Source organism: Nostoc sp. 'Lobaria pulmonaria (5183) cyanobiont' (assembly GCF_002949795.1).
GTDB lineage: Bacteria > Cyanobacteriota > Cyanobacteriia > Cyanobacteriales > Nostocaceae > Nostoc.
The window spans coordinates 4978805-5003913 of sequence record NZ_CP026692.1 but is presented as its reverse complement, the minus strand read 5'-3'; the positions used below and the strand labels follow the sequence as shown (position 1 = coordinate 5003913).

The 25109-nt window shown below is 42.1% G+C and carries 32 protein-coding genes, 1 tRNA gene and 1 pseudogene; 15 read left to right on the top strand and 19 right to left on the bottom strand.

Annotated elements, in window-relative coordinates:
* Window positions 1-4: 4 nt before the first annotated feature.
* Window positions 5-2731: a CBS domain-containing protein gene (locus NLP_RS22070; protein WP_104908236.1), complete on the bottom strand. Its 2727-nt coding sequence runs from the start codon at window positions 2729-2731 to the stop codon at window positions 5-7.
* A 158-nt stretch (window positions 2732-2889) separates the two neighbouring features.
* Here NLP_RS22070 and psbZ point away from each other — a divergent pair, with 158 nt between their 5' ends.
* From psbZ to NLP_RS22045, 6 genes are all read left to right on the top strand, one after another.
* A complete protein-coding gene (psbZ, locus tag NLP_RS22065) occupies window positions 2890-3078 on the top strand; it encodes a photosystem II reaction center protein PsbZ (RefSeq protein WP_104908235.1) in 189 nt (62 codons plus the stop codon).
* 192 nt (window positions 3079-3270) lie between these two features.
* A complete protein-coding gene (gene ribH, locus NLP_RS22060) occupies window positions 3271-3849 on the top strand; it encodes a 6,7-dimethyl-8-ribityllumazine synthase (RefSeq protein WP_104908234.1) in 579 nt (192 codons plus the stop codon).
* 120 nt (window positions 3850-3969) lie between these two features.
* Window positions 3970-4041, top strand: a tRNA-Gly gene (locus NLP_RS22055).
* 224 nt (window positions 4042-4265) lie between these two features.
* Window positions 4266-4418, top strand: a complete 153-nt coding sequence (locus tag NLP_RS33425; protein ID WP_158680491.1) for a hypothetical protein — start codon at window positions 4266-4268, stop codon at window positions 4416-4418.
* A gap of 292 nt (window positions 4419-4710) precedes the next feature.
* Window positions 4711-5118, top strand: coding sequence for a hypothetical protein (locus NLP_RS22050; RefSeq protein WP_104908233.1), 408 nt, complete (start codon window positions 4711-4713; stop codon window positions 5116-5118).
* A gap of 4 nt (window positions 5119-5122) precedes the next feature.
* The gene (locus tag NLP_RS22045; protein ID WP_104908232.1) at window positions 5123-6388 is read left to right on the top strand and encodes a glutamate-5-semialdehyde dehydrogenase; all 1266 of its coding nucleotides are present in this window, start codon (window positions 5123-5125) and stop codon (window positions 6386-6388) included.
* Here the strand turns inward: NLP_RS22045 and NLP_RS22040 are convergent.
* The gene (locus tag NLP_RS22040) at window positions 6385-6594 is read right to left on the bottom strand and encodes a hypothetical protein (protein ID WP_104908231.1); all 210 of its coding nucleotides are present in this window, start codon (window positions 6592-6594) and stop codon (window positions 6385-6387) included. The genes NLP_RS22045 and NLP_RS22040 overlap by 4 nt on opposite strands.
* Here NLP_RS22040 and NLP_RS22035 point away from each other — a divergent pair.
* Together NLP_RS22035 and NLP_RS22030 are read left to right on the top strand one after the other, a co-directional pair.
* Window positions 6521-6802: pseudogene (locus NLP_RS22035) on the top strand (alkaline phosphatase D family protein); the annotation flags it as partial. The gene NLP_RS22040 and the pseudogene NLP_RS22035 sit on opposite strands and share 74 nt — an antisense overlap.
* A gap of 619 nt (window positions 6803-7421) precedes the next feature.
* Window positions 7422-8273 (top strand): universal stress protein, encoded by an 852-nt coding sequence (locus NLP_RS22030; RefSeq protein ID WP_104908230.1) that lies wholly within the window; start codon window positions 7422-7424, stop codon window positions 8271-8273.
* Between the two features lie 176 nt (window positions 8274-8449).
* On the opposite strand, the gene psbM is transcribed toward NLP_RS22030, so the two are convergent.
* The 5 genes from psbM to NLP_RS22005 form a co-directional block, all read right to left on the bottom strand.
* On the bottom strand, window positions 8450-8566 hold the full coding sequence (gene psbM / locus NLP_RS22025; RefSeq protein WP_104908229.1) for a photosystem II reaction center protein PsbM: 117 nt from the start codon (window positions 8564-8566) through the stop codon (window positions 8450-8452).
* Window positions 8567-8750: 184 nt separating this feature from the next.
* Window positions 8751-9047, bottom strand: a complete 297-nt coding sequence (locus NLP_RS22020) for a 2Fe-2S iron-sulfur cluster-binding protein (RefSeq protein WP_104908228.1) — start codon at window positions 9045-9047, stop codon at window positions 8751-8753.
* A gap of 186 nt (window positions 9048-9233) precedes the next feature.
* Window positions 9234-9371: a photosystem II reaction center protein K gene (locus NLP_RS22015; protein WP_006195022.1), complete on the bottom strand. Its 138-nt coding sequence runs from the start codon at window positions 9369-9371 to the stop codon at window positions 9234-9236.
* A 78-nt stretch (window positions 9372-9449) separates the two neighbouring features.
* The gene (gene tgt, locus NLP_RS22010) at window positions 9450-10598 is read right to left on the bottom strand and encodes a tRNA guanosine(34) transglycosylase Tgt (RefSeq protein WP_104908227.1); all 1149 of its coding nucleotides are present in this window, start codon (window positions 10596-10598) and stop codon (window positions 9450-9452) included.
* Between the two features lie 351 nt (window positions 10599-10949).
* Complete coding sequence (locus NLP_RS22005; RefSeq protein ID WP_104908226.1) at window positions 10950-11402, bottom strand: hypothetical protein; 453 nt, start codon at window positions 11400-11402, stop codon at window positions 10950-10952.
* A gap of 374 nt (window positions 11403-11776) precedes the next feature.
* On the opposite strand from NLP_RS22005, the gene cobS reads away from it, so the two are divergent.
* The gene (gene cobS / locus NLP_RS22000) at window positions 11777-12550 is read left to right on the top strand and encodes an adenosylcobinamide-GDP ribazoletransferase (RefSeq protein WP_104908225.1); all 774 of its coding nucleotides are present in this window, start codon (window positions 11777-11779) and stop codon (window positions 12548-12550) included.
* A 182-nt stretch (window positions 12551-12732) separates the two neighbouring features.
* Here cobS and NLP_RS21995 read toward each other — a convergent pair whose 3' ends face one another.
* The 3 genes from NLP_RS21995 to NLP_RS21985 form a co-directional block, all read right to left on the bottom strand.
* Window positions 12733-13188, bottom strand: a complete 456-nt coding sequence (locus NLP_RS21995) for a PPC domain-containing protein (protein ID WP_104908224.1) — start codon at window positions 13186-13188, stop codon at window positions 12733-12735.
* An 85-nt stretch (window positions 13189-13273) separates the two neighbouring features.
* The gene (locus NLP_RS21990) at window positions 13274-13951 is read right to left on the bottom strand and encodes a ComF family protein (RefSeq protein WP_104908223.1); all 678 of its coding nucleotides are present in this window, start codon (window positions 13949-13951) and stop codon (window positions 13274-13276) included.
* Between the two features lie 40 nt (window positions 13952-13991).
* On the bottom strand, window positions 13992-14480 hold the full coding sequence (locus NLP_RS21985; protein ID WP_104909976.1) for a GNAT family N-acetyltransferase: 489 nt from the start codon (window positions 14478-14480) through the stop codon (window positions 13992-13994).
* Window positions 14481-14596: 116 nt separating this feature from the next.
* On the opposite strand from NLP_RS21985, the gene NLP_RS33420 reads away from it, so the two are divergent.
* Entirely contained in the window at window positions 14597-14743 is a 147-nt protein-coding gene (locus NLP_RS33420) for a hypothetical protein (RefSeq protein WP_158680490.1), read from the top strand.
* On the opposite strand, the gene NLP_RS35120 is transcribed toward NLP_RS33420, so the two are convergent.
* From NLP_RS35120 to NLP_RS21970, 3 genes are read right to left on the bottom strand one after another with little or no spacing between them, the layout of a single operon-like run.
* Window positions 14729-14980: a hypothetical protein gene (locus NLP_RS35120; protein ID WP_234017025.1), complete on the bottom strand. Its 252-nt coding sequence runs from the start codon at window positions 14978-14980 to the stop codon at window positions 14729-14731. The two genes, NLP_RS33420 and NLP_RS35120, sit on opposite strands and share 15 nt — an antisense overlap.
* Window positions 14981-14987: 7 nt before the next feature.
* Window positions 14988-15257, bottom strand: coding sequence for an alpha/beta fold hydrolase (locus tag NLP_RS21975; protein WP_234017024.1), 270 nt, complete (start codon window positions 15255-15257; stop codon window positions 14988-14990).
* Window positions 15258-15292: 35 nt separating this feature from the next.
* A complete protein-coding gene (locus NLP_RS21970) occupies window positions 15293-16459 on the bottom strand; it encodes an AI-2E family transporter (RefSeq protein WP_104908222.1) in 1167 nt (388 codons plus the stop codon).
* A 107-nt stretch (window positions 16460-16566) separates the two neighbouring features.
* Between NLP_RS21970 and NLP_RS21960 the strand changes: the two genes are divergently transcribed.
* On the top strand, window positions 16567-17040 hold the full coding sequence (locus NLP_RS21960; RefSeq protein ID WP_234017023.1) for a hypothetical protein: 474 nt from the start codon (window positions 16567-16569) through the stop codon (window positions 17038-17040).
* Between the two features lie 285 nt (window positions 17041-17325).
* Window positions 17326-18750, top strand: a complete 1425-nt coding sequence (locus NLP_RS21955; protein WP_104908221.1) for an LCP family protein — start codon at window positions 17326-17328, stop codon at window positions 18748-18750.
* On the opposite strand, the gene NLP_RS21950 is transcribed toward NLP_RS21955, so the two are convergent.
* The 6 genes from NLP_RS21950 to NLP_RS21930 form a co-directional block, all read right to left on the bottom strand.
* Window positions 18722-19813, bottom strand: coding sequence for an anthranilate phosphoribosyltransferase family protein (locus NLP_RS21950; RefSeq protein WP_104908220.1), 1092 nt, complete (start codon window positions 19811-19813; stop codon window positions 18722-18724). The genes NLP_RS21955 and NLP_RS21950 overlap by 29 nt on opposite strands.
* A 228-nt stretch (window positions 19814-20041) precedes the next feature.
* The gene (locus tag NLP_RS21945; RefSeq protein ID WP_104908219.1) at window positions 20042-20671 is read right to left on the bottom strand and encodes an FHA domain-containing protein; all 630 of its coding nucleotides are present in this window, start codon (window positions 20669-20671) and stop codon (window positions 20042-20044) included.
* A 384-nt stretch (window positions 20672-21055) separates the two neighbouring features.
* On the bottom strand, window positions 21056-21544 hold the full coding sequence (locus NLP_RS21940; RefSeq protein ID WP_104908218.1) for a hypothetical protein: 489 nt from the start codon (window positions 21542-21544) through the stop codon (window positions 21056-21058).
* Between the two features lie 40 nt (window positions 21545-21584).
* Window positions 21585-21929 carry a response regulator transcription factor gene (locus NLP_RS35115; RefSeq protein WP_234017022.1) on the bottom strand — a complete coding sequence of 115 codons (345 nt, stop codon included), beginning with the start codon at window positions 21927-21929 and terminating at the stop codon, window positions 21585-21587.
* A 121-nt stretch (window positions 21930-22050) separates the two neighbouring features.
* Window positions 22051-22266, bottom strand: coding sequence for a response regulator (locus NLP_RS35110; RefSeq protein ID WP_234017021.1), 216 nt, complete (start codon window positions 22264-22266; stop codon window positions 22051-22053).
* A gap of 20 nt (window positions 22267-22286) precedes the next feature.
* Entirely contained in the window at window positions 22287-23426 is a 1140-nt protein-coding gene (locus tag NLP_RS21930) for a sensor histidine kinase (RefSeq protein WP_104908217.1), read from the bottom strand.
* Window positions 23427-23866: 440 nt separating this feature from the next.
* On the opposite strand from NLP_RS21930, the gene NLP_RS21925 reads away from it, so the two are divergent.
* From NLP_RS21925 to NLP_RS21910, 3 genes are read left to right on the top strand one after another with little or no spacing between them, the layout of a single operon-like run.
* Window positions 23867-24478 carry a Pvc16 family protein gene (locus NLP_RS21925; RefSeq protein ID WP_325034770.1) on the top strand — a complete coding sequence of 204 codons (612 nt, stop codon included), beginning with the start codon at window positions 23867-23869 and terminating at the stop codon, window positions 24476-24478.
* Window positions 24479-24518: 40 nt separating this feature from the next.
* On the top strand, window positions 24519-24746 hold the full coding sequence (locus NLP_RS21915) for a phage tail protein (protein WP_234017020.1): 228 nt from the start codon (window positions 24519-24521) through the stop codon (window positions 24744-24746).
* Window positions 24747-24757: 11 nt separating this feature from the next.
* A complete protein-coding gene (locus NLP_RS21910) occupies window positions 24758-25105 on the top strand; it encodes a hypothetical protein (RefSeq protein WP_104908216.1) in 348 nt (115 codons plus the stop codon).
* The last annotated feature ends 4 nt before the right edge of the window (window positions 25106-25109 follow it).

The following is a 25109-nucleotide window of genomic DNA, read 5'->3' as shown; positions in this document are numbered from 1 at the left end:
TATTTCATTTAGGATAGTGTTGCGCTAAAAACTCCTCAGCTTCAGTCTTATCTTTAATTACTCCATCTAAGGTAGCAGCAAGCATATCATCTAATATTTGTCGATATTGAGGCCCTGGTTTGTAACCCAGTTTCTTTAAATCATAGCCATTCAGTAGTGGCTGCACATTAGCCCAAACAGTTAAATATTCCCAAATCTGATGTCTAAGCGATCGCGAACTTTGCACAGCAATTAAAATCAGCATTGGTAAATCATACTGTCGCAACAACTGCATTACTTTACTAGGACTTTGAGACTTAGGCAAAGATTCCATTACTTCAGTTTGAGCAGAAGCCAAGTTTTGCAAGTGTTTAATGCCATCTTCTTGCAGTTGTAAATTCTTTGCTACTTTCGCCCGATATTGTGGTGCGAGATGGGCGATTAACGCTTCTAAACGCATTTCCCAATGAATGAGGGTTGGTTGCGGGTCAAATCGCCGCAAACAGCGTTCTAGCAAACGTAATTGTCGCAAAAGTTCTGCGTCTAGCTTCAGGGTAGGATGGATACATTGCAAAGCCTCTAAGTTATCGAGTAACTGTAAAGCTGATTTCCAGTAGGGGGCTTGTAGGATGTGTTTTAATTCTGTTTTCAGTCGAGTTTGCAGGGCTGGAGTTTTGCTATTGTCTTGAGCAGTGCGATCGTAAACACCACTGTTGATTGCATAACGGATAAACTCTTCAGTTTGCGGTTCTATCTGAAATCCAAAGCGCACGGCAAAGCGCACGCCACGAAAAATGCGGGTGGGGTCTTCGATAAAGCTATTGGCGTGTAAAACCCGAATTTGTTTAGCTTGTAAATCTAGTAATCCACCAAAAAAATCGAGTAATTCACCAGTACGAGGGGAAGTCAGGCGCAAGGCGAGGGCGTTGATGGTAAAATCTCGGCGATACAAATCTTGACGAATGGAACTCGCCTCAACTTCTGGATTTGCGGCTGGATAAGGATAGAATTCTGTTCTAGCAGTGGCAATATCTACCCATAAAGAATCTAATTCTGGGTCTTTGTGCCACAACAAAGCCGCAGTTTGAAAAGCCCCGTGGATTTCTAAGCGAGCCATAGGGTAAAGTTGTTGGAGTGCTTTTGCTAATTCCACACCAGCACCGACATCTGCTGATTTATGAAAGCCATCAACCACAAGATCGATATCTTTAATCATCAAAGTGCCCGCTACTGCTTCTGTTAATAGCAAATCCCGCACCGCACCACCCACTAAATAAAGATGCCAACCCCGTTTTTCTGCCTCTTGCGATGCTGTAGTGAGTAATTGCCACAGTTGCGGAGTAAGGCGATTTTGCAATTCAGTGCTGAGAGGAATTTTAGATTTTGTTAGCGCAGCGTTAGCGTAATTTTGAATTTTGAATTTTTGCTCTCCGTCTTGGTCTTCATCCCTTTCTTGATGCAATTCCCGCAAGACATCAGTACGGGTGACAATGCCGATTAACTGCTGATTTTCCAATACTGGTAAGCGTCCAATATCATAAGTCACCATCACCGACTCAATTTGTGGCAATGTCGTATCTTGTGTAATCGTTTTGAGATTCTTAGTCATGTAGCCCTTGACTGGTGCATGACTAAATCCGTGGTGTAAGGCGATATCAATATCCCGCCGCGAAATAATACCTACTAGTTGCCCTTGAGTATCGACTACGAATAAACCAGAGTGTCCATAGCGTAATAAAATACGCTGGGCTTCGGCAATTGTCGTTTCAGGCAGAATCGTGCGGACAGGAGAAGACATCAAATCCCTAGCAGTGAGGGGATGGGGAATTTGTGCTTTTATCCCGTCAAGGAGTTGTTTTAATATTGCCTGCGAATCAACTCCCCTTAGATTTAGCGATGCGGCTTGCGAATGACCCCCGCCACCCAATAGTTGAAATAATAGGTTCAAATTCGTTTTGGGAATTTGCGATCGCCCAATTACAGTTAACCGTGAATCCCCTTTACCTAAAGGATACTCGTTAGCCAATAGTAGGGCATCAATTTCGGTTAATTCCACAAGTTCCGATGCCAGACTCGATAGCCCTGGCACAAAAGCCTCAGTTTTAAAAGTTACCCAAGCGACCGTATATCCATGTAGACAGACATGTTCTAAACTTTCCAGTGCCTCAGTTAATAGCTGCAATTGCGGAGATAATCCGGGGTCACGGTAGGTAGAAATTACTGATAAACTAGCCCCTTGTTGCATCAACCAAGCCAAAGCTAAAGCATCCCGTGGTGTGGACTGGTCATATGTCAAAGAGCCAGTGTCAACGTGGATACCCAAAGCCATTACAGTTGCTTCGGCAGGAGTCAAGGAAATTTCCTGTTGTTGCAATTGCTCGACGATTAAAGTTGTGCTGGCTCCTACTGAGTCAATATGCGATCGCGTCGCCGGAATATCTGATTCTTGTCCTAAGTGATGGTCATAAACTATAATCTCTTTTAGACTAGGTAAATCTAACCACTCAGCAGCTTTACCCAAGCGATCGCGCTGTTGTGTATCAACCACAGTCAGAGAGCGAATTTTTTCTGAATTTACCGAACGGCGTTCAATCAGAGGATATTCATCCCGATGCAAAGCTAAAAAATCCCGTACAGTAGGATGAGAGCCGCCAGTTAGCACAATCTTGCTTCCCGATAGTAGGCGCGTTAACCCTACTGCTGCTCCTAATGCGTCAAAATCTGCTGTTGTGTGGCAAAGAATTAAATCCATAGTTAAGAGTCATTAGTCGTTAGTCATTGGTACTTAGACAAAGGACAAATGACAAAAATGTTGCAATTTCTGCTAGCTTAAAAATAATAAGAAAGTGTCAGTGTCGCCCTTTAGGATATTCTATACCTTAGTATTTCGCTGTATTGGGAGAAGCAAAAATGACCATAATATTCCAATTTGCCTTGATAGGTCTAGTAGTGTTGTCTTTTGTCCTCGTTGTTGGAGTTCCGGTTGCTTACGCCACTCCCCAAAATTGGGGTGAATCTAAAAAACTGCTCTGGGTTGGTTCTGGCGTCTGGATTGGTTTGGTATTTTTAGTTGGTTTGTTAAACTTTTTTGTCGTGTAGGCGACGGCTTCGCTCTGGCGCAGGCACATAATATAAGAACTAGAGGGGCAGAAAAGCCAAGGTCAAAGGTTAAGGGAAACAAGGGATTTTTTCTTTTTCCTAGTAACTTCATTTTGACCGCGCTTTCCTGCTCCTCTACATTTAAATAAGAAATGTATATTGGCCAGAAGTATAGTTGATAAAGAGGCAGTCATGGCAGTTTTCGAGGGAACTTTTACCCAAACGGAGCCTTTGCGGTTTGCAGTGGTGATTGGTCGATTCAATGACCTCGTTACCGGAAAGCTGCTAGAGGGATGTCAAGATTGTTTAAAACGCCACGGTGTAGACCCTAATCCCCAAGGTAATCAGGTGGACTATGTTTGGGTTCCGGGAAGTTTTGAGGTACCTTTAGTAGCTCGCCAATTAGCAATTTCCCATCGTTATGATGCTGTAATTTGTCTTGGCGCAGTCATTCGAGGACAAACACCTCATTTTGATTACGTATCCTCAGAGGTTTCTAAAGGCATTGCCGCCGCTAGCTTTCAAACTGGGGTGCCAGTAATTTTTGGCATTTTAACAGTAGATACTATGCAGCAGGCCCTAGAACGGGCAGGCATCAAAGGTAATCATGGCTGGGATTACGCTCTCAATGCCCTAGAAATGGCTAGCCTCATGCGGCAACTGCGTTCTAACCTGGCAGAGCCATATTCTCGTAATAGCCAGTCTTTGCCAGCCTCTTTTCAAAGTACCAGCGTCGGCAATTTAACTGTCGAGTCAGAAGAACTCGGCTAATCCGTCATTAGTCATTTGTCCTTTGTTATTCACTAATGACGAATGACCAATGACTAATGACCAAATTAAGGGGTTGACAATGACAAATAAATCTGAGATATTGATATTTGGGTGATGATCGCGGGTATAGCTCAGTGGTAGAGCGTCACCTTGCCAAGGTGAATGTCGCGCGTTCGAATCGCGTTACCCGCTTCCAACTAAAACCTCTTGAATTTAACAATTCCAAGAGGTTTAGTGTTTTTAGGGTGCGTTGAAGTATTCGTAGATTAGCTCTGCACTCTTGTAAAACGCTCCAAATGTGGACAGATTCAGTCAAGATTAGCCACAATTATATTTGGATATTTGGACAAAGAGTTACACACTACAATAGATGTTTTAGCAATTCCCGCTTTGCAAACGCTTGTGAACTTTAAGGAATGGAGATTGGATCTAATGCCGCTCTAACCTTGAGAATCGATAGTAATATAAATTGGCCCAAAGGGAAATTAGCGGGTTTGTTAATGTGTGTTGTTTACGAGCGTAGCCTTCCCAAAGGATTTGCTTTCGGAGTAGTCGCCACCGATGCTTAAAATTGTACCAGATGTGTCAGCATAATAAATCCCCAAAAACGTAACCACATTACCTTGAAAGCGACAGATGAAAAGAAGGAAGTTTTTAAACAAGATCGCCAGGTACGGGGAAAGACTACAAATAGATAACTCCGTACTAATTTGGCAACTAGTATACTTAAAGTTAGATGCATCTACTAGATTTAATCAGGACAATGTTTGTATCGCCTTTCTATGTATATAAACACAAAAGCCTCTAAGGCATCATATTCTCGCAGTTCATGTAAAACACGCTCAAGTTATTAGAACGCTTGTGCCATCTCAAAAACCCGAAAAAATCGATTTCAATACCGAATACCCCTGTCCCTGTCGTCGCCGGGGTCAGTTAATTCCGATTACGCTGACAGAAGCATTTGGTTGCGATCGCTGTCAGCAAATCTTTGTGGTAGAAGATAATGGTCATGTCCTAGAACAGCTTTCTACCACCTATCCCTACAAACGGGCTTGGCGTTGGATGGGAAATAGTTGGCATGTTGTCCATCCCCGCTTGGGAGAAAGCTATCTGCCTATAGCACTTGGCATTATTTTCGTGCTAGTGATTATATGGCTGCCATTAGCACTGCGATTGGCAAATGGTTCCAGCATTATTGCTTGGGCAATAGTGGCGGTGCTATTGGCTATCTTACCAGCACTAATGGTCTGGCTTACCTACAGACGTTAACTCAATGACTGTTGAAGTTTTAGATGACCACCCCGAACCGATTACTAGTGCCCAACGAGCCTATCAAGCTTCCCTAAAGTTGGGACTCACAAAGGGAGCAGACCGCAGTCGTGCAGTATTGGCAATGGCCAAGGCGATTGAGCGCTCATTTGATGACATTCTAGAAGCCAATACCTTGGATTTAGAAGCCAGTCGTGAAATGGCAGTGCCTGAGCTGATATTGGATTGGCTGAAGCTGACTCCCACAAGGCTAGAGATGACAGTAGACATTTTACAACGGTTGGGGGAATTATCAGATCCGCTGCGACGCGTCAGAACTGCTGATTATCAACTGGAAGATTCCCAAAGTTACACTCAGTTAATGCCTTTGGGAGTGATTGGATTTATTTATGAAGCGTTTCCCGATTTAGGGGCGATCGCAGCGGGTTTTTGTATCAAAACTGGTAATTGTATAATTCTCAAAGGCAGTACTGAAGCTAGCCATTCCAACACGATCATAGCTGAGGTACTGCAAAGTGCGATCGCAGAAGTTGGACTCATACCAGGTTGTGTAGAACTGATTACAGCCGAACATGGTGCTTCGATTCGGGATCTCGTCACCCAAGACGGGTACGTGAATTTAGTGATTCCCTACGGACGTTCTAGCTTAGTACAGCAGGTAGTCCGACAGTCAACTTGCCCAGTTTTAAAGTCAGCGATGGGTAACTGTTACCTCTACTGGTCGCCCAATAGTAGCTTAGAAATGGTGCGTTGGATGATTCTTAATAGCCATCAAAGTGAACCCGATCAAGTCAACGCTATTGAAAAGGTACTAATTCATCGTCAAGCCTTGCCATCATCTTTAGCCGTTTTGTGGAACAGCTTGATGGAAAAAGGTTTTGAAATTAAAGGGGATGCAGAACTAGTACAAGCCTTTCCTCAGTTGCAGCTGGTAAAAGAAGGCGAATGGGGAAACCCTTATTTAACCAGGACAGTAGCTTTTAAACTGGTGGATAGCTTAGAGACTGCGATCGCCTGGATTAATGAATACAGCAGTGGTCATGCCGACTCCATCGTGACTGAATCCTATCAGGAAAGTCGGCAGTTTGCCTTGGGAGTTACCAGTGCCTCTACCTACATCAACACTTCCCCGCGTTTTTCCCGTAACCCCTCGCGGGGAGATTCAGTGTTTCTCGGTATGTCTAATCAAAAAGGTCATCGCCGGGGATTTATCAGCCTGGAAACCTTGACCACCGTTAAGCACATTGTTCAGGGAAATGGCAGGTTTTAAATAATTCGTAATTTATACAGTATAATTCTGAATTTTGATGGCTCTGTACTTTCCTGAAGTAGCCAATAAGCTGCTTTTTGAACATCAACCTCTGAGTTCTGTAAAGCTTCAATAATCAAGTCTAAGCCAGCTTCCCCAAACTTACCAACTGTAGGCACTGAGTTTGTAGGAACCTCAATTACATCTGATTTTCCCACGGCATTCATCGCTCCAGATCAAGCTTCCCTAAACAACAATCCCCATACTAAGTTCTTTGACAGTGCTTACCGAGGATACGTCCGCTGCAACCTGACTTCAAAACGGTGGCAAAGTGACTATCGCGTTGTATCAAGCATCGTTGACTTGAATGCCTCTGTCAAAACCCTAGCTTCGTTTGTAGTCCAAAACGGACAACCAGGGGCACTTCTAAATTAAGCAAATCTCACAAGTTATCAAACAAACCCTCCAAATATAATCTGGAGGGTTTCAATATAGTCTTAAATATGATTTCGACTATTAAAATATCCGAATTTGGATGTTGTTATCCCGCATTTTACAGATGTTCGGATATAGCAATCCTATCTGATTTACCAAAACTGCAAAACACTTAAAAAAGTAGAGAATATGGGAAATTCAGGAATAATGTAGACTATTCAAGTCGGAAGCGATCGCCTGTTAAAGCTTATACTGAATCAATTTTACTATAGAGTTATTTGGGCATTTATTTGCAATACTTAACTAAACTCTAATTAACAAAAGTAAACATAGATTAAAAATAATAACTAACATCATAATTTATTAAGTTCATCAGACAAACTTGAGAGTATGCTTAATAGTTGAAGTCTAATTGAAAATTTAAGCAACTAAGTGCAAACAAACTTAAACATTTGTTTAGTTTTTTATCCTTTGCCGTTTGTTTGAGTGTTAAATACTAAAAAACAAAGTTTATTTGTGCCGACTTACTAACTAGGTTGTCAAGCAAGGTGGTGAAAATCTGACCAGAGCCAAGTACCAACAGCGAAAACAAAAGTAAACTTCACAAAAATTACGTAAGATGATCAGAAGAATTTTGCTGGCTGTATCGGGATTGGGACACGCAGAGGAAATGCTCAAAACCCTGAAAGAAATCCCTTCAATTCAATCTGCGAAAGTTACAATTTTGCATGTTGTTCCTGCACAAAGTACTGCTACTACCATGACAGCTAAATGGGAAAATGGTGGTAAAATTCTGGCGAATGCCATTCAAACCTTGAACTTAGATCCTAGCCAAGTTTCTTCAATTTTGCGTGAAGGCGACCCTAAAGATGTGGTTTGCCAAGTCGCTGATGAAATCGACGCTGACTTGATTATTATGGGTTCACGCGGACTGAAACGGCTGCAATCGATTTTATCGAACTCAGTCAGTCAGTATGTTTTCCAACTGTCTTCTCGCCCCATGTTGCTGGTAAAAGATGACATTTACGTTAAAAGAATTAAGCGCATTATGGTGGCAATAGACAATTCTGGTTCAGCAAAAAATTGCTTAAAAATGGCATTATTTTTACTCCGAGATATTCCAGGTGGCGAGTTAATTTTGGCAAATATTAGTACAGATTTTGGGGGTAAAAAATCGGAAATAACCCAGGTTAATTCAGACAAAAATCCAGTTTTAGCAGCCGCGGTTGCAGAAGCTGAAAAATTAGGCATCCAATCTCGTTCTTATATCAGCAGTGGCAAGCCTGGTGAAGAAATTTGTCGATTGGCAGAAGAGTTGAATATAGACTTATTATTGCTCGGTTCTCCAGATCGTCGTCCATCGATCGCTAAGAGTTTTGTTGATATAGATCGGCTCATCGGATCTTCCTTGTCTGACTATGTTCGAGTCAATGCCACGTGTCCAGTATTATTGGCGCGGACAATCGCTTAAAGTAAACAGTGCTGAGTATAATAATTGTTGTAATAAAATAGTAAAGAAGTAAGATTTGTCTTGTCTTTACTATTTAGCAACCAGCACAGGCTATGCTAACAGCACTAAATTGATAGTTGATAAATAAAAACCCCCACACTATTGGTGCAGGGGTTATTTCTTTTATACACAAACTCTTAATTATCTTTTCCACCTTCGCGGCTAGCAGTTTGGATGTAAAGAATTAGTAAAAACACAGCGGGGACTAGTACGAACAAAATGCTCGCTATGAACCCCAGGTCATTAACTTGCATGGCAAGAAAGCCTCTCTTAAATTTCCAGTCAACAACATTAGGATAGCATCAACGATGACAGAGTTATACCAATTCAAAATTCAAAATTCAAAATTCAATATATCCGCATAGCGTTTCGTAGAGAGGAAACTCAATTTTGGTAAGTATTTTGACTACTGACTGGATACATGACAGATTTTAGAACTTAAGGCTTCGTGACTACGCTGACTGAGCCATTCACTAAAGTTTGACAGGCAAGGCGGTAATTTTCTGGCTTTTTCTTGAATTTCCGGTTTTCTACGTCTGTGCGGGGGGAAAGATTTTCTAGTCCTTCGACTATCTCCACAACACAAGTACCACACTGACCATTACCACCACAATTGGTCATCTTGCCAATCAATGTATATATGTCAATACTATTTTGTATCGCCTTGAGCCGGAGATTAGCACCATCTGCTGCCACTATTTCTTTATTTTCTTTAACGAATTTGATATTACCCACAACTAAATTCCTCCTTAACTATAAGCTTGGCTTTCAAGGCTTCATATTGACATAGCTTGATTAACATCTTATTTATTATAATAATTCATTGCAAAATATTAATAAATATTAATTCGCTCAAACACGACGCTACAAAAAAATAGGACAGGTACTCTACCTGTCCTATAAATTGAACAATAGATTAAATTATCTAAATCCCACAGCCGCTTGCCAAACGAAAGCAAGTAACAAGAAGAATACCGGGATAACTGGGAGAACGTCTACCAAAGGATCGAAGATTTGGTAAGCTTCTGGCAATTTTGCTAATAAAAGTGCTGCTTCCATGTTTGTTTAAATCCACCTATCCAACATAGCTTTCATAATTGAGAAGTATCTTAACATGGTTTGAGTCTCGATCATTGCTTAATAGTCATTTATAATTTCACCCTTATCTGGTGCTGATTCAGATGAATTGAGCCAGTGACCAAATTCTGCAACAAAGCGATCGCTCAATATTGCTTCTCTAATTTTTTGCGTAAAGCGAATTAGTTCAGTAATGTTGTGAATGCTCAACAAGGTATAAGCCAAAATTTCCTGCGATCGCACCAAATGAGATATATAAGCACGGCTAAAATTTTGACAACTGTAGCACGGACAAGTTTCATCTAATGGCGTAAAATCTTCACGAAACTTAGCATTTTTTAAATTCCAGCGTCCGCCTTGGACTATCGCTGTACCATGTCTTGCCCAGCGAGTGGGAATGACACAATCAAATAAATCTACACCAGATGCGATCGCGATCGCCATTTCCCGATAAGTACCCACACCCATCAAGTAACGCGGCTTATCGGGGGGTAGAAGCGGTGCTGTCACTTTGACAATCTCAGCCATCAATTCTGGCGGTTCTCCCACACTCACGCCACCAATGGCATATCCGGGCAAATCCAACTTAGCCAAAGCTTCCGCCGCACGGCAACGCAAATCCAAATACACGCCCCCTTGCACAATCCCAAACAACGCCTGATCGCTGCGTTGATGAGCTGTTATGCAGCGTTCTAACCAGCGGTAAGTGCGCTCAGTTGCAGTTTCTACCTCTTGGCGAGTCGCTGGGTAAGGCGGACACTCATCAAAGGCCATAATCACATCTGCCCCCAAAGTATTTTGAATCTCAATGGAACGCTCTGGTGTTAAGTTAATAATTTGTCCATCATGGGGCGAACGAAAAGTTACGCCTTCTTCAGTAATTTTTCGCATCTCGCTTAAGCTAAAGACCTGAAACCCACCCGAATCTGTGAGCATTGGGCCGTTCCAACCCATAAATTTATGCAATCCACCACCTCCAGCCACGATCGCTTCCCCTGGTTGTAGGTGAAGATGATAAGTATTAGATAATATCATTTGTGCCCCAGTATCTCGTAGCTGAGATGGGGTGATAGTTTTGACATTTGCCAGCGTTCCCACTGGCATAAATCTGGGGGTTTCTACAAGACCGTGAGGGGTGAAAAACACTCCTGCTCTAGCTTTTGTCTGACTACAGCAAGCAAGACATTGAAAAGAAAAATTCGCACTCATGCCATTTGGAATTTTAGATTTTAGATTTTGGATTGTGAAACACTAATCGGTAAAGAGTTTCAGAAATCCATATACTAGTACAACGCGGCAAAAATAAACCTACCATTTCATTACAGCCAGAAAGCCCAAAATGAAAGCTTTTTAACTTTTGATTTTTGACTTTTGACTTTTGACTTCCGCCTTGCGGTACTAGCAGCCATAAAACCAAATGGTATTAGGGCCAAATTAATATTATTTGGCTAAATTATGGACAAACATCAATAATTGGTAATTGAGTTTTAGTGAACACTTAAGCATTCATTACTAACCTAGTTACCAACTTTACGAGTATATACTCTAAATAATTGTTATTTAGAAAGAATCAGAACAGTCATCGTCAATTTCTGCATCCCACCTAGCTGAGAGTACTTGTTCCATCATCGCTTCTATGGCGCTGACATTGAAGCTTCGCTCTCGTCGCTCTTGTAAAGGGGTTGATCGGGGAATTAACCGCAGACACACTCCTTCTTGCATCAAATCGAAGTAGGTTTCTTGTTGCGACGACTGTTTTAGTTCCAAGTAATCAAAACTACAAACATTCAGATATAGCGCGCGGTTAGCCACTAAGGTAGACCTTTGCGGATTGGCAAAAACTTCCATCACATCCCCTTCACCCTCGCTCAGGATCTTATCTTCTTGGGTGTAGATGTAGTGGACTCGACCTAAATCTGCCAGCAATCGCCGGATGTCGAGCTTATTCACAATGATGCCCGTGTTAATAATGCACGGAGCTGGTATCCTGGTGTCGGGTAGATGGTGACTCATAGGAAAATTGCGATTGAGCTAAGGAGAGCAACAACATAGCTAAACTGTCATAATTGAATAGCTTGTTTACTCCCTACATTTAAAAAAATATCAATTTTATGGGGCAATCGTCTAATAATTTGGAGTAAGTTTTTAATTGACGAATACAAAACACAAATTTTACTCCCTGATGGAATTTTAATTTCCTAAATACTTATTTATGTATAAAGAATTACTCCAACTATTTAATCGCCACTTAGACCAGCATAACAAAATTTTCAACGAGAATGTTTAATAGAAGTAAATCTTATCTAAAGTTTTAAAGTCTACTGATGTTGGTTGTACCGAAATAAAGACAATTATCCAGCAATTTACCAAAAATTAATGTAATTCAGATGACGAAACAGCAACAGTGGTGGAAAAAGCTGCTGTTAAAGCTGGCAGCTAGTATTATATTTTACACTATTATTCCACTACCGTATTTAAACGGATTGGATTTTCGGGGAGTGGCACGTCTTGCTTCGCTTGTCGGGTTGATAATTGGGGTAATTTTAGGGTTATTGGATACGGGAATGAATTATATTGGTATGCCCGTGCTAACTCGTAGTGCTTTGGTAGTAAGTGTTTGGATTGCCATAACTGGAGGATTACACTTAGATGGGGCAATGGATACTGCCGATGGTTTGGCAGTAGGCGATCCAGATCGCCGATTGGAGGTGATGGCAGATAGTGCCACAGGTGCTTTTGGAGCAATGGCTGCGATCGCCTTGGTGATACTGAAAATAACAGCTTTAGCGGATATGCCAGAAAACCGTGGGTTATTGCTGATGGCTGCTTGTGGCTGGGGACGTTGGGGACAACAATTAGCGATCGCCCGATATCCTTATCTGAAAGCAACTGGTAAAGGCGCATTTCACAAACAAGCCATTCGTTCTTACAAAGATTTGTTACCGGGATTGTTGTTGTTGTTTAGTTTGAGTGGTTTACTTTGGCTAATAGATAAACAGCAGCTATTTCTCGCACTGACAATGATAGTTGTTGGAAGTGCGATCGCCGCTTTAACTGGTGCATGGTTCAACCACAAATTAGGTGGACACACTGGAGATACTTACGGCGCAGTTGTTGAGTGGACTGAAGCCTTATTTCTCTGTGTATTGACCGTTTTTTAAGAAATGGGGAATGGGGAGTGGGGAAGGGAGAAGCAGGGGAGCAGGGGCAGGGGAGACAAGGAGGAATTATTGAAACTCTCTCCTTTGTCTCCCCCTTCTTCCTTGTCTCCTTTGTCTCTTCTCCATGCCCAATGCCCCATGCCCCATGCCCAATGACTAATGACCAATGACTAATGACTACTTCATTTAATCGGTTGCAACTTTGTCACTTTGAGTTTAAAAGCCCCAACCCCAGTTTCCCCAAAAGACCGGACACGAATCACATAATTCCCTGTCTCTACGATGCGAGTAAATAGTAAGGAATTGCTACTACCATCAGGGCCATCATCATTTTCTGCCAGAGTCGAACCATCAGGTGCCAGCAGTGTGATGATACTGTCAAAGTTTTCCGATGACAGGTCAACTGCTAAATTATCGCCCTTCTGCAACTTCACAGTGTAATCACGGGCAAACCCACCTTGACCTGTAGGAATATCTTTGTCTGAGAGGCGATCGTCAATTTCAGTACTGTTAGATAAAGGAATTGGACTATACAATTTATTTTGAGCAAAAGCTGCACTGATACTAATGCCTATTGCCAGCAATGTGGCAGGAATGATGATGAGTTGTTTTAAACCTGCCGCAAAAACTTTATTCATACATTTCAAGCAATTTTCTCCAAAAATAGGGTAATTTGGCCAATTTATGCACTTATCTGTGAAAGCTTGCCCATTACTTCTTAATTTATCCGTCTTTGACGGCAGTGGCTACAGCTACTAATCCTAAGACCACAATTCCATACTGACGAAGTGTTTGCACAGCAGACCTGGCAGTAGCACCAGTAGTATAAATGTCGTCCACTAACAGCACTGGGACATTTGGAGGACGATGGCGAAATTCTTGCCCAATAGCAAAAGCTTTGTCCAAGTTTTTTTCTCGTTTAGATACCGACAAACCAAACTGCGCTTCAGTTTCTCGCACTCTTGCTAAACCGTTTAGTTTCAATTTTAATCCAGTAATTTCGCAGAAGCTTTGTGCTATCAGTGCTGCTTGATTGTATTTACGTTGTTTTTGTTTGCTAGCGTGGAGTGGGATAGGAACTACTACAGGCTGGCTATCTCGCCTTGGTGAATTTAACAACCATGCTTCTCCTAACCATTGACCCAAAGGACGAGCGATTTGGGGTTGATTTTCGTATTTCATCGCTGCGATCGCTCGTTTCACTGGGCCACCATATTCCCCCCAGCCAAACACAGGTATAGGTTCTTGCCATAGAGAAATCGGGTCTTTACGTTGACATTTTTGCAGTTGTCTGGTGCAGTTCTGACAGAATTCTTGGGAAGTTGCGCGTTGACATAGAGGGCAATGGGATTGGAGAAAAAGATTGAGTAAGCCTGTGAGATTTTTAATCCAAGCGTGCATTTAGAATCGTCCTTTGTCATTAGTCATTAGTCATTAGTCATTAGTCTTTGACCAATGACTTAACATACACGCGATCGCACCTTGTTGTTTCTACTCCCGTTGCTGGAGTGTAGCCATTGCTTTCATACAGCTTGACTGCTTCCACCAAAACGCTGGCGGTTTCAATCCAAATTTGTTGAAAATCACGCTTTGCGATCGCTGCTTCTAGCTGTTGTAACAAATATTTCCCTAATCCCAAACCCCTGATGCTGGGTAAAAGATACATTTTGCGGATTTCTACAGCTTTTTCGCCTCGGTGTATGGGGTAGTATGCTCCAGTACCTACTAACTGACTTTGGTGTTCAATTACCCAAAACTCTCCCCCAGTAGCTAAATAACATTCTTCTACGCGCAGCACATCTTGGTCAGCCCCCTTTGGTTCCCAACCCAGGCCGTATTCTGATAATACATAACTGATGACTTCAGCGGCTCTTGTGCGATCGCTTTCCACCCAATCACGAATTAAAAAATCTTGATAATAGTTTTTCATTACCATTTGCTGGTCAAGTTTACACAGAAAAATTTTCTGCATCTATATCCCAATTTACTCAGCAAATAGCAATTCTTGCAGAGTCCATTTCAGGCTGTACTCTTAAGGCGTGAATTATGTCAGTGCTAAAAAAAGTCATCTTTAACGAAGAAATCGGCTCTACATCTACCTACATCATCAATGCCCAACCAGGTGTATTCTTGCCAAATATGCTGATTAATAAATTTTTTATGACCTTAAATTTAGATTTATGTAAAAAATAATTCCAAAAGATGTTCGATCTCTGCCTTTTTTGCAACATTTGCCTGTACTGCGATTGCACCTTCGACTGCAAGATGTTTGGCAATAGAGGCATCGATTCTTTTGGATGCACCCGTAAAAACGGCAATTTTTCTTGCTAGTTTTTTTATGATTATGAGTGCTGTAGTTGTTGAGTTTGAAAGAGTTGTCCGAAACGGGTTGCGAAAAAACGAGAACGCACCCGTTTGGGTCTTCAACATTGATGTTTTAAATCAGTGGCTCGGTGTCAACCCTTGAGGAACGACAGCAGGTCGGCATTGAGCCTGTCTGCGTATTGGTGTTCCAGGGCTGACTCGATCTGCCATGCCCACAGCTATCGTGGGTGATGACGCGATCGCCCTGCGATGCCAGGAACAGCGCTTGGATTTCCCAGCTATCAGCATTAAGCGGCCAGCCGTGCGAGAGAATAACTGTCGATCCTGTTCCCCAGTCCTTGTAGTATATCTGCGTACCGTCTTTGGTAGTGATTGTACTCATGTGAATCCTATGTATATCGAGAGCAAAGACAACTATTAGGGCAATGTCGCTTCAGAAATGCTCAAAGTGTTGTTGGCGTCAGCTTTCGATGACTCATTTGCTGGAACGGATGCAGTTATCTCCCCAATGGTGCTGTCGTTTGTCCCGCTACCAGGACGCAAGGCACTTAAAGCAGTCTTAATCACAACAGCTGTAGGTACTGCCACAATTACACCCAACAGTCCGCCAATTCTTGCCCCTGTTAAGACTGAAATTAAAATCCAAACTGGATTTAAACCAGTAAAACTGCCTAAAATTCGGGGGGCAATTAAATTTTCGAGAATTTGCTGTACAATTACCGCTGCGATCAACACTCTCACACCCATTGAAAAATCTTGTAATGCTACCAATAGTGTAGTCAGGGCGATGCCTACAGAACCGCCAAAGGGGACAAGAGCCATCAGACCAATAGTTAGTCCGAATAGCAATCCAAATGGCACTTTCAGCCACAAAAAGGTAGGAATAAGGGCTGAAGCCATACAGGTAGATAAAATCAACTGGGTGATGAAGAAATTTTGGAAGCTTAAGCGGACTGTTTTAGAGAAAGGATCGCGAAATTTATTAGGTAGCCATTCGACTAAACTTTCCCAGAGTTCACCCCCGTGCTGTAAAAGATAAAAAGTCAAAACCATCGTTAAGAGAATATCTAGCAGACTAGTAACTGTGAGTACAGCCAGATTTAAAACTTGTCCGGCGATCGCTTGTAATTGTCCTTTGACGCGATCGTTGATTTGCACCACCAAAGCATCGAGGTTAATCGGTAAGCCAAAAGTCTCAGCTTTTCCATTTAATATCATTAACTGAGAGCGTCCAGAGTCGATTAACTCTGGCAAACGCGCCACCAGTTGTTGAGCTTGGGTAAGAGCCAGGGGAAAAAGTGTCACACCCAACGCCAATAAAATCGATAAAGCCAAGAGAAATACTAAAATAGCAACTTGCTCTCTCTTAGCACCATGATGCTCCATCCAGCTCACGGGGTAGTTGAGCAGAAATGCTAGCACTGAGGCTCCAACTAAAATGACTATGAGAGAATGGAAATAATTGAAAAATACCGAAAGTGCCCAACCATTGAGAACTAGCAGCGGCAGGAATAACGCGATCGCCCCGATTCGCGCTATTGGTGTGAATCTTTGCCACCAGTCGAGTAGCTTGCGTGTCTGCATTTTGAGATGATTGGAATAGAACTAAATGAAATTTTTCTTTACAGCTTATTATCTCTAACTATATGAGTCTTATTCATCCTTCTAGTTTAGGAGTTAGACTAACCCCAATGGAGAACTTTGAACCAAAAGAGAATTGGGAGTGGGGAATGGGGAGTGGAGAGTGGGGAGCAGGGGAGCAGGGGAGCAGGGGAGCAGGGGAGCAGGCGGAGCAGGGGGAGAATAATAATGCCCCATCCCCAATCCCCAAAACACAGTTGCTTTTACATTTAGTTCCGATTCTCGGCTTTTTTCCATCCTTGTGGACGCTCTATCGGGGCCAGGGTAGTCGGGAACGACTTGCTATTAGTCGTCTGTCTATCACTTTGGCACTTACTTGGCTGTTGAGTTATCTATTATTATCTACCGGAGCAGCAACTTCAGATTTTTTTCCGCTACGTCTATTTATCCTCAATAGCTTTCTCACATCAGGTTACTTTTTAGTAAGTGTTTGGTTGATTTTGCGCCTAATGCAGGGCAAATCTGGTCGTTTACCAGGGTTTAGTAATTTAGCAGAACGAGTGCTTGGCAAGTATTTATCTTAATTTTCTCGGGTGAGAATTTGTCGGTGTTTTTACTGATTTTTGGAAAATTTATGGCTGATTTATTTATATATCTAGTCAAATCCAGTTTATTATTGCCATACTTCAGTAAAACATCTCCAGGTTGTCCCAAAAAAGAATAAATGCTGCTATAAGTGTTGTGGTTGACACTACATTAAAAAAGTTAGCACCGATAATTAAGAGTTAGCTATTATAGGTTGATTTGTTTGGGTGTTTTTAGTCTGCAAAATTACTGAATTTCATTAGTGAGTAAGTGTGAGGAAGTCTGTGACCATTCAAAGAAGTTCGGCGGAAGAAAACCAGTCGGGAAAAGCCTCAAGGTCTAGTAAAAAAATTTCCCAGAAATCGACATCAGGACGTTGGCTGTGGTTTTGGGTAGGCATGAGTGGTATTGCAATGGTGTCAGCAACTGCGGGGGCACTTTTGGCGGTGTCTTTGACCAGTACACCTTTGCAACAAGCCCAGCTAACTCCCAAGGATGAGGCGGCCTTTGATAGCGATCGCATTTCTGGAGGTGTGCTGCGATTTTCAGAATTAACTCGCCCAGTGAATCTTTTGGTGATGGGAATGAGCGTACTTCCGCCAGATATCCAAAACCCTCCTGAAGATACCAAAAATCTCAAATACCTGCCCCAAGTCAACTCCTTTGATGGTCTTTCTGATGTAATGCTCTTGGTCAAATTCGATCCAGAGACGAAAAAAATAAATATGCTCTCCATTCCCAGAGATACCCGCACGGAAATAGAGGGTTATGGAGTGAAAAAAATTAATGCTGCCAATGTTGATGGTGGGCCAGCTTTGACTGCCAGAACTGTCAGCAATCTCTTAGGTGGAGCGGGAATCGATCGCTATATCCGAATTAACGTTTTGGGAGTTGCCAAGCTGATTGATGCTTTGGGTGGCGTGACTGTCTACGTCCCTAAAGATATGAAATACCAAGATGATTCTCAGCATTTGTACATCAATTTGAAGGCGGGTAAGCAGCATCTCAACGGCGATCAGGCGCTACAATTACTGCGTTTTCGCCATGACGAACTCGGTGATATTGGTCGGATTCAGCGGCAGCAAATGGTGATTCGCGCTTTGATGGAGCAAACACTCAACCCGGCTACTGTTGCTCAATTACCTAAAGTTCTTGATGTTGTCAAAGAACACATTGATACTAACTTGACGGTTGAAGAGTTAGTGGCGTTAATGGGCTTTGGGGTGCGGACAAATCGCTCTAATATGCAAATGTTAATGCTGCCAGGTCGCTTTAGCGAGAAAGGCGAGTTTGATGCTAGCTATTGGTTGCCCAACAAAAATGGTATTGCGAAACTGATGGCTCAACACTTTGGTTTGGACTCAGAACAGGAACAGCTGGCAACTGCGACCGATCCACGATCTTTGCGTGTAGCAATTCAAGATAGTACAGGTGGCGATCGCTCTAACCTCCAACCGTTAATTAGAGCTTTGGAAAAATCTGGATATCGCAATATCTATGTGGCCAAAGCATGGGGTGAACCTTTAGACGTAACTCATATTGTCGCCCAACAAGGAGATGGTGACAGTGCCGAATCAATCCGCAGCACTTTGGGCTTTGGAGAAGTGCGGGTGGAAAGCACTGGCAACCTTGCCTCGGATATCAGTATCCAAGTGGGTCAGGATTGGTTGGAACAAAAATCTATTTTGGAGAAGTCGTTGACACCCTAAAGGGTATTGCTAACACTGAATTTACTACCTGGCTCAGTTCTTGGAGTTTAGCTGCTACTACACCATTGGTTAATAATTCTTCTGCTTTAGCTAAACCCTCTGCCATATCTGAACAAATACCACTCCGCCATAGATAAAATCCGCCATTCCACAAGGCTGTTTGCATCAATTCACCTGGTTTACCTGCCAAAACCTCTTGAATATCCGCCACCAGTTCTTCAGTAGTTCCAAGAGGTACGTTCTTGGTAGTAAAGCCGTAATCACGCGGTACGAGGTGCAATCGTTCTACCTCTTGGGATGCTACGGATGAAGATAAGCTGATGATTGCAGTGCGATCGCGCGGTAAGTCGCAACTCCCTTCCAATCCTTTAACTAATGTAAATTTTGTTATTCCCCGCAGTCCGAGAGCTATCTGAAACATTTCTTCTGTTGGCGGATGGACAAACCCAGCAATTAGGTGAACATCCCCAGCGTAAGGACACCAAATTAGCTCCATTGTCGCCAACGGCGGACGTTTGCCAAGTTGGTCGCGGTACTCCCAAATACTTGTAGTTAAGGGAAAATGCTGAGGTAGATAAATAAAGCCGATTCCGGTTTGCTCAAATACTTGTTGAGTTTGTGCTAGTGGTAAGGTAGTCCAATCGACTCCTAAACCCTGCCAAATATCTATCAGGGGTAAACCGTACTTAGTTGGTAGGCGATCGCCACCATGCATTATCACTGGTTGTCCGACTGCGGCGAGTAGTAAAGCTGTTACCGGACTAATTGGTGCTGTGCGTGTTCTACCATCATAAGGGATGCCAAGAGCGATCGCTGGTCGCCCAGAGGCTATGGGTTGCAGTTTTGGTCCTAGTTCCTCATAAGCATCCAACATTCCGGCTAACTCTTCTCCCGTAGGACGCTTGATTCGATGAGCAATCAAAAAGGCTCCAATTTGGGCTGGTGTCGCTTCACCCAGCAGCATCATCTTAGTAGCGGTGGCTGCCTCAATACGCGTTAAATTCTCGGCTGTGTGGTTTCCGCTGCCTACTTTTTGCAGAAATTCCCGAAATACATTGCTCATTTTTCCTTTGTCCTCTGTCCACCGTCATTTGTCCATTGTCCTTTGTCCTTTGTGATAACCGAAAATGACTAATGACCGAATTTTAGATTTAAGAAGGTAAAAATGAGTCGTCAACAGCAGGTTTACTAAATTATTTAGCCCAGAAGTTTGTCTACCTTTAACAAAGGGCTTAAGCTTGTTGTTAAGCCCCAAATCTTGTTAATTAAAAGTTATAAAATCAGCTTTCTACTACACAATATATACAGTGAAATTAACTAGGTTGTCCTGACCAAATCGCAGTAAATCACCGTTAAGCAGGCGATACTGCATACCGGGAGTGAGAGAATTGTTGTTTAAATAAATACCATTTGTACTCATATCAACAATCATGTAAGAATTTTGCGACCAGTCCCAATCGACTCGCGCATGACGACGAGAGACTATTCCCTCACTGGGAATACCAGTCAAGTCAATTTCTGGTGGCGCTATTCCTGGACTCTGACTGCGGCGACCAATATAACCTCCTTCCCCAACGAGGTGAAATTCTCTGCCAGTGCTATGAGTCAGCTTTAAAGCTGGCGCTCTTTGAGAGGGAGGGGTATAAACAGGTGGTGTTGGTTGATAGGAAACTCTTGGCTGATAGACTGTTGAATAATCAACGGGGGCTTGTTGGGGAACCTGGTAGTTAGGTTGGTCTGTGGCTGGGCGCTGATACTGAACAGGCGGTTGTTGATTGGGCGGTGGTTGACTAGGCGGTTGTGGTGTAGGGGCAATTACATTACCCACAGGAGTAGAACACCAGGGACAAACCTTAGCATTGTTAGGCAGGGCGCGGTTAAAATATTCGCAACTGGGATTAGGGCACCGATTTGCAGGCATAAGATTTTATATCATCAGGCATAGGTTGTAAAGCTACAAGACCTACTTTACTAAGTAAACACTGACCCTGACGAGTAGTTAGCATCTGGGCAAATGTAGAACCACCAGGCAGGCGGTTGCTGTCTTTAGGGTACACTACAAAAATAGGGTATCCCAGAGCGTAGCTTTGGAAAGTTGTGACATCAACATAATAATTATCATGCTGACACAAGTCATCTGAGGGATTAATTGAGCGCCGATCGCGTCTTTGAAACAGAGGTTGAATCGCTGAATTTTTGCCATCTGCGATCGCTAGCGGATAGCCAGTACACTGAGTCGAAGTTTTACTGATAATCCCAAAACTGATAATACCAGTGTTTCGCCCTTCTAAAATCTCACTACGTATCAGGTTTTGAGTTTTTGTTGTATCAAGTTTAGTAACTTTTGCATTCCTTTAGTAATTAAATAACAGCGTTCTCCTTTTTGATCTGCGATCGCTTCTTTAGTTTCCACAAGACGGAAGTTTTGAATTCGACTATCGGCTAAACTTACCCCACCCACCCGTTTAAAAGTCTCTTTCCGCTTTTGAGTCTCACTTTCATTAAAAGAACGATTGGGGAGCAGGTATTCTTTGATGATTACAGGTTGTTTGTCTTTAAGTTGAACACCTGAGTATAAGCGGCCTAAACCCCGCATACCGACAAAACTAGCTATTTGATAAGTCCCCTGACTTCCTTTAATCTCAGCCTCCTGTGGTAAAGTTGCTGGAAAACCACATTCCAAGCAAAACTTAGCACCCTTGATTTGCTGCGCCGTTTGGAAGGGGCGATCGCAACTTAAGGGAGAATTGTACGAGCAGGGGTATTCTTGATATAAAGATTCAAATGAAGGCATATACAAATTTCGTGAATTGCGCCGATTACTTCCGTCGCGCTCAAGCGTGAACTAATCCTAACTTGAGGGCAGCCACAATCGCTTGAGTCCGACTAGTAACCTTCAATTTTTCAAAAATACTGGTGAGATGCGCCTTAACAGTAGCAACTGTTACATATAAATGTTTAGCGATTTCTTCATTAGAAGCACCTTGAGTTAACCAGTATAAAACTTCTTGTTCTCTTTCGGTTAAATGCACCTCATGACATGCTTTTACACAAGAATCTGAATAAGCCTGAAAAAACCGAAAAAATCGACTAGCAACTTCTGAAGGTAGATAAACTTCCGATCTTGTTACAGTGTCAATAGCCTCACACAATTGGGTTGCCACACGATTTTTAAACACATAACCTGCGGCTCCCGCCTGCATTGCTCTAAAAATTTAGTCATCTTCTTGATGAGCCGACAATACTAAAACCTTGCCAGTAAAAGCAGCTTCTTTAAGACGTGCCAGAACTGTAATTCCATCACATCCTTTCAAATTGCATATCCAGCAAAATTAAATCTGGACACTTCTGGGTTGTAAACTTCAAAACCTGCTCAACAGAATCTGCATCACCCATAACTTCTACAGGTAATGCAGAATTAATACTATAAAAATTTAGGAGAGTACGTAACCCTTGACGGAAGCGTTCTTCGTCATCTACTAGCAAAACTGAAAGTTTTTTATTATCATTAGCCATATCTTTAAATTACGAATTATTTATCCATTCCTTGGTCGAGGTAAAATCACAGAAAATTGTGCCCCACTTTCTGATAAAACTTGTGCCCAGATACTTCCTTGATGATCCAAAATGATTTTTTTAGCAATAGTTAAACCCAGTCCTGTGCCTCCTTTACGCCGGGAATAAAATGGGGTAAATACTTTTTGTGAATCTTCTTGAGACAATCCTGGCCCTTGATCGGAGATTTTAATTAAAACTTCATCTTGAAAAATTTGCCAGCTACAGGTAATAGTTCCTAAATTCGGGCTGAAATGAACAGCATTACTAAGAATATTGTCAAAAACTTGTTTTATTTGTAATTTGTCTATCTTCAATATTGTCGATGTATCTGGAATCGATATTTTAAGTTGTTTTTGATTAATTAGAGGTTGTAAACTTGTGATACTTTCAACTAACAAACTTCTTAAATCTTGAAATTTCACCCTTAATTTTGCACTTTGACCGCAATCAATCAGTTCGGTTAAATTAGTATCTAAATCTTGTATGCTTTCACCGATGATTGTTGCTTGCTCTTGCCAAGGGCTATCCTCTAACCCTAAGCAGAGATTGTGTGCATACAATCCTATGAGTCCTAGAGAGTTACGCAATTGATGTCCGACTCGATGCAGGATATCTTCCAAAAGTTTAATTTCAGTTTTTTGTCTTCCATAGTCCAAGGAAATATTTACATACTTACTTAGAAGCATAGCAGAGCGTTTTACGTACAATTGCAAACTCTCTGAGAGAGGTTGATGAGTAATGATTTGAATGTATTCAGGTTTTTGATTTCTATAGCCTATGGGGCAAATGTAAGAAATGGATGAAAAGTCCTTAAGTCTAAATTCATGTAAAGTCAAAGTAGGCGGAAAATCTGTAAGCCATACTTCTGACCGCAAATAAGCTAAAGTTTTTGGAGGAAAAGGAGCTTGGTCTTGACCATAATTTATAACTTCTTGATGAGCTTTTAACAATGAATCATGATAGACAATCCGAGCGAAAAAAATTGGATATTGACTCGTTAACTGCTCAGACTCTAGCTGATAAAAGCTTTGGATGTCTGAGGAACTCAAATAATTAGAGCCATTTTCTAGTTTTTGTACAGAAAAGCCTAGTACCGCAAGGCGGAAGTCAAAAGTCAAAAGTCAAAAGTCAAAAGTATTATGAAATAAGCTCTTTAGGGCTTTTCAATGGTCTGCTTATTTACGCCGTGCTGTACTAGTGTCATAGCTTCACTCGCTTTTTGCAACCAAATGTTTTTACTATTCTGCTAACCAGTATAAAATTATGCCATTTCAGTAATGTTTATTTTTTTGTTAAGTTATCTTGTTAGATAATTCATACAAACAAAGAATTATTAAGTTTATATTCACAGCGAATCTTATTTTTATAAGCATAGATTGGTACATAGTAGCTCTCATTTGTAACACTTCGATAAATCTTCTAGGATGGGCGTTTCGCTCTAACTAGGGAAGGCAAGATGCCCACCCGACAATAAAAAAATGTAATGCATCAATTAAGAACCGCTCCAGACTAATCCACAAACTGAAGTTGCTGCTTTTCGGATTCTTGAGAAACTAATATTTTCCAGCCCCTCAATCATTATTCTGGGGGAGATGGGGAGTGGGGGAGAAGTTGCAGTAAGTATTTACCCTCTGCCAATGCCCAATACTTCGACTCCCTTCTCTACGAGAGGCTGGGCCAACGACCTGCTACTGTAAATTGGGCACCCGCTTGGTTTGATGTTTCGCTGCTATTAACAGCCTGGGATAGAACAGCTTTAGGTGAGCATCACTTTATTAGTGAGGCGTTGACTGTGCTGTTGCGCCATCGCACCTTGGAAGAGGAGTTTTTGGTTCCTGAATTGCGGGGCTATGGGAATTTGAACCTGACAGTTGCTTTAGAGCCGCCAATTGAGATTGGCTCTTTATGGAGCGCTCTCAATGTGCCATTGCGTTCAGCCTTATATTTGACAGTTACAATACCCTTCGAGCCACAACCTACTCCAGTACCTTTGGTTTGGGAGCGAATTTTCAATTTGCGAAATCAATCGTCTTGCGATAGTGACAGTCTAGTATTAACCAGGCGAGTTGCGATCGCGGGTATTGTCAGCGTCAGACTGGTTCGGTGGTTGCTTACGACCAACAAGGCTCTGAAAAGGCACGGTGGAACATTGTCAATTGTTATCCTTTAAGAGTGGTAATCTCATTCTGCGTAGAGGTACTACCAACTCTATGGATTTTTGGAAGTGGTTTGAAAAAGTCCAACAGGGTAATTGGTCACAGCAACGTAGACTTGTTGCTTTGTCTATTTATAATCAGGCAAATGAAGAAGTAGCTAGATTTGAATTAGCCGGTGCTTGGCCTGCAAGTTACAAAATTGCCGATGTCAACGCCCGTAGCAATGACATCGAAATTGAGGAAATAGAGGTTGCTTTTGAGGAATTTAAACGCGTGAAATAATCAGGAGGATTATGTTTCCCACAGAGTTTGAATTTACACTGCCAAAGGGGTATCTAGACTCTGAAGGCAACCTCCACCGCAAAGGTGTAATGCGGTTATCAACGGCGATAGACGAGATTGCACCCTTGCGTGACCCACGCGTTAAAGCTAATCCCGTTTATGCCACAATTATTATCTTGGCGCGAGTGATTACCCACTTGGGTGCTTTATCAGAAGTGACTCCTGCAATCGTGGAAAACTTTTTTTCCCAAGATTTAAATTACCTCCAAGATTTTTACCGTCGAATCAATGGATTGGAAGGTGAAACTTCCACACCAGAAGATACAGTAAATTCTCCCGAAGCACTTCTTCATAATTGAAGTG

Bases quoted from the DNA above. Each gene is read 5' to 3' on its own strand.
- NLP_RS22070 (WP_104908236.1), bottom strand. From the start codon at position 2,731: ATGGATTTAATTCTTTGCCACACAACAGCAGATTTTGACGCATTAGGA.
- psbZ (WP_104908235.1), top strand. From the start codon at position 2,890: ATGACCATAATATTCCAATTTGCCTTGATAGGTCTAGTAGTGTTGTCT.
- ribH (WP_104908234.1), top strand. From the start codon at position 3,271: ATGGCAGTTTTCGAGGGAACTTTTACCCAAACGGAGCCTTTGCGGTTT.
- NLP_RS33425 (WP_158680491.1), top strand. From the start codon at position 4,266: ATGGAGATTGGATCTAATGCCGCTCTAACCTTGAGAATCGATAGTAAT.
- NLP_RS22045 (WP_104908232.1), top strand. From the start codon at position 5,123: ATGACTGTTGAAGTTTTAGATGACCACCCCGAACCGATTACTAGTGCC.
- NLP_RS22040 (WP_104908231.1), bottom strand. From the start codon at position 6,594: ATGAATGCCGTGGGAAAATCAGATGTAATTGAGGTTCCTACAAACTCA.
- NLP_RS22030 (WP_104908230.1), top strand. From the start codon at position 7,422: ATGATCAGAAGAATTTTGCTGGCTGTATCGGGATTGGGACACGCAGAG.
- psbM (WP_104908229.1), bottom strand. From the start codon at position 8,566: ATGCAAGTTAATGACCTGGGGTTCATAGCGAGCATTTTGTTCGTACTA.
- NLP_RS22015 (WP_006195022.1), bottom strand. From the start codon at position 9,371: ATGGAAGCAGCACTTTTATTAGCAAAATTGCCAGAAGCTTACCAAATC.
- tgt (WP_104908227.1), bottom strand. From the start codon at position 10,598: ATGAGTGCGAATTTTTCTTTTCAATGTCTTGCTTGCTGTAGTCAGACA.
- NLP_RS22005 (WP_104908226.1), bottom strand. From the start codon at position 11,402: ATGAGTCACCATCTACCCGACACCAGGATACCAGCTCCGTGCATTATT.
- cobS (WP_104908225.1), top strand. From the start codon at position 11,777: ATGACGAAACAGCAACAGTGGTGGAAAAAGCTGCTGTTAAAGCTGGCA.
- NLP_RS21995 (WP_104908224.1), bottom strand. From the start codon at position 13,188: ATGAATAAAGTTTTTGCGGCAGGTTTAAAACAACTCATCATCATTCCT.
- NLP_RS21990 (WP_104908223.1), bottom strand. From the start codon at position 13,951: ATGCACGCTTGGATTAAAAATCTCACAGGCTTACTCAATCTTTTTCTC.
- NLP_RS21985 (WP_104909976.1), bottom strand. From the start codon at position 14,480: ATGAAAAACTATTATCAAGATTTTTTAATTCGTGATTGGGTGGAAAGC.
- NLP_RS33420 (WP_158680490.1), top strand. From the start codon at position 14,597: ATGTCAGTGCTAAAAAAAGTCATCTTTAACGAAGAAATCGGCTCTACA.
- NLP_RS35120 (WP_234017025.1), bottom strand. From the start codon at position 14,980: ATGTTGAAGACCCAAACGGGTGCGTTCTCGTTTTTTCGCAACCCGTTT.
- NLP_RS21975 (WP_234017024.1), bottom strand. From the start codon at position 15,257: ATGAGTACAATCACTACCAAAGACGGTACGCAGATATACTACAAGGAC.
- NLP_RS21970 (WP_104908222.1), bottom strand. From the start codon at position 16,459: ATGCAGACACGCAAGCTACTCGACTGGTGGCAAAGATTCACACCAATA.
- NLP_RS21960 (WP_234017023.1), top strand. From the start codon at position 16,567: ATGGAGAACTTTGAACCAAAAGAGAATTGGGAGTGGGGAATGGGGAGT.
- NLP_RS21950 (WP_104908220.1), bottom strand. From the start codon at position 19,813: ATGAGCAATGTATTTCGGGAATTTCTGCAAAAAGTAGGCAGCGGAAAC.
- NLP_RS21945 (WP_104908219.1), bottom strand. From the start codon at position 20,671: ATGCCTGCAAATCGGTGCCCTAATCCCAGTTGCGAATATTTTAACCGC.
- NLP_RS21940 (WP_104908218.1), bottom strand. From the start codon at position 21,544: ATGCCTTCATTTGAATCTTTATATCAAGAATACCCCTGCTCGTACAAT.
- NLP_RS35110 (WP_234017021.1), bottom strand. From the start codon at position 22,266: ATGGCTAATGATAATAAAAAACTTTCAGTTTTGCTAGTAGATGACGAA.
- NLP_RS21915 (WP_234017020.1), top strand. From the start codon at position 24,519: ATGGATTTTTGGAAGTGGTTTGAAAAAGTCCAACAGGGTAATTGGTCA.
- NLP_RS21910 (WP_104908216.1), top strand. From the start codon at position 24,758: ATGTTTCCCACAGAGTTTGAATTTACACTGCCAAAGGGGTATCTAGAC.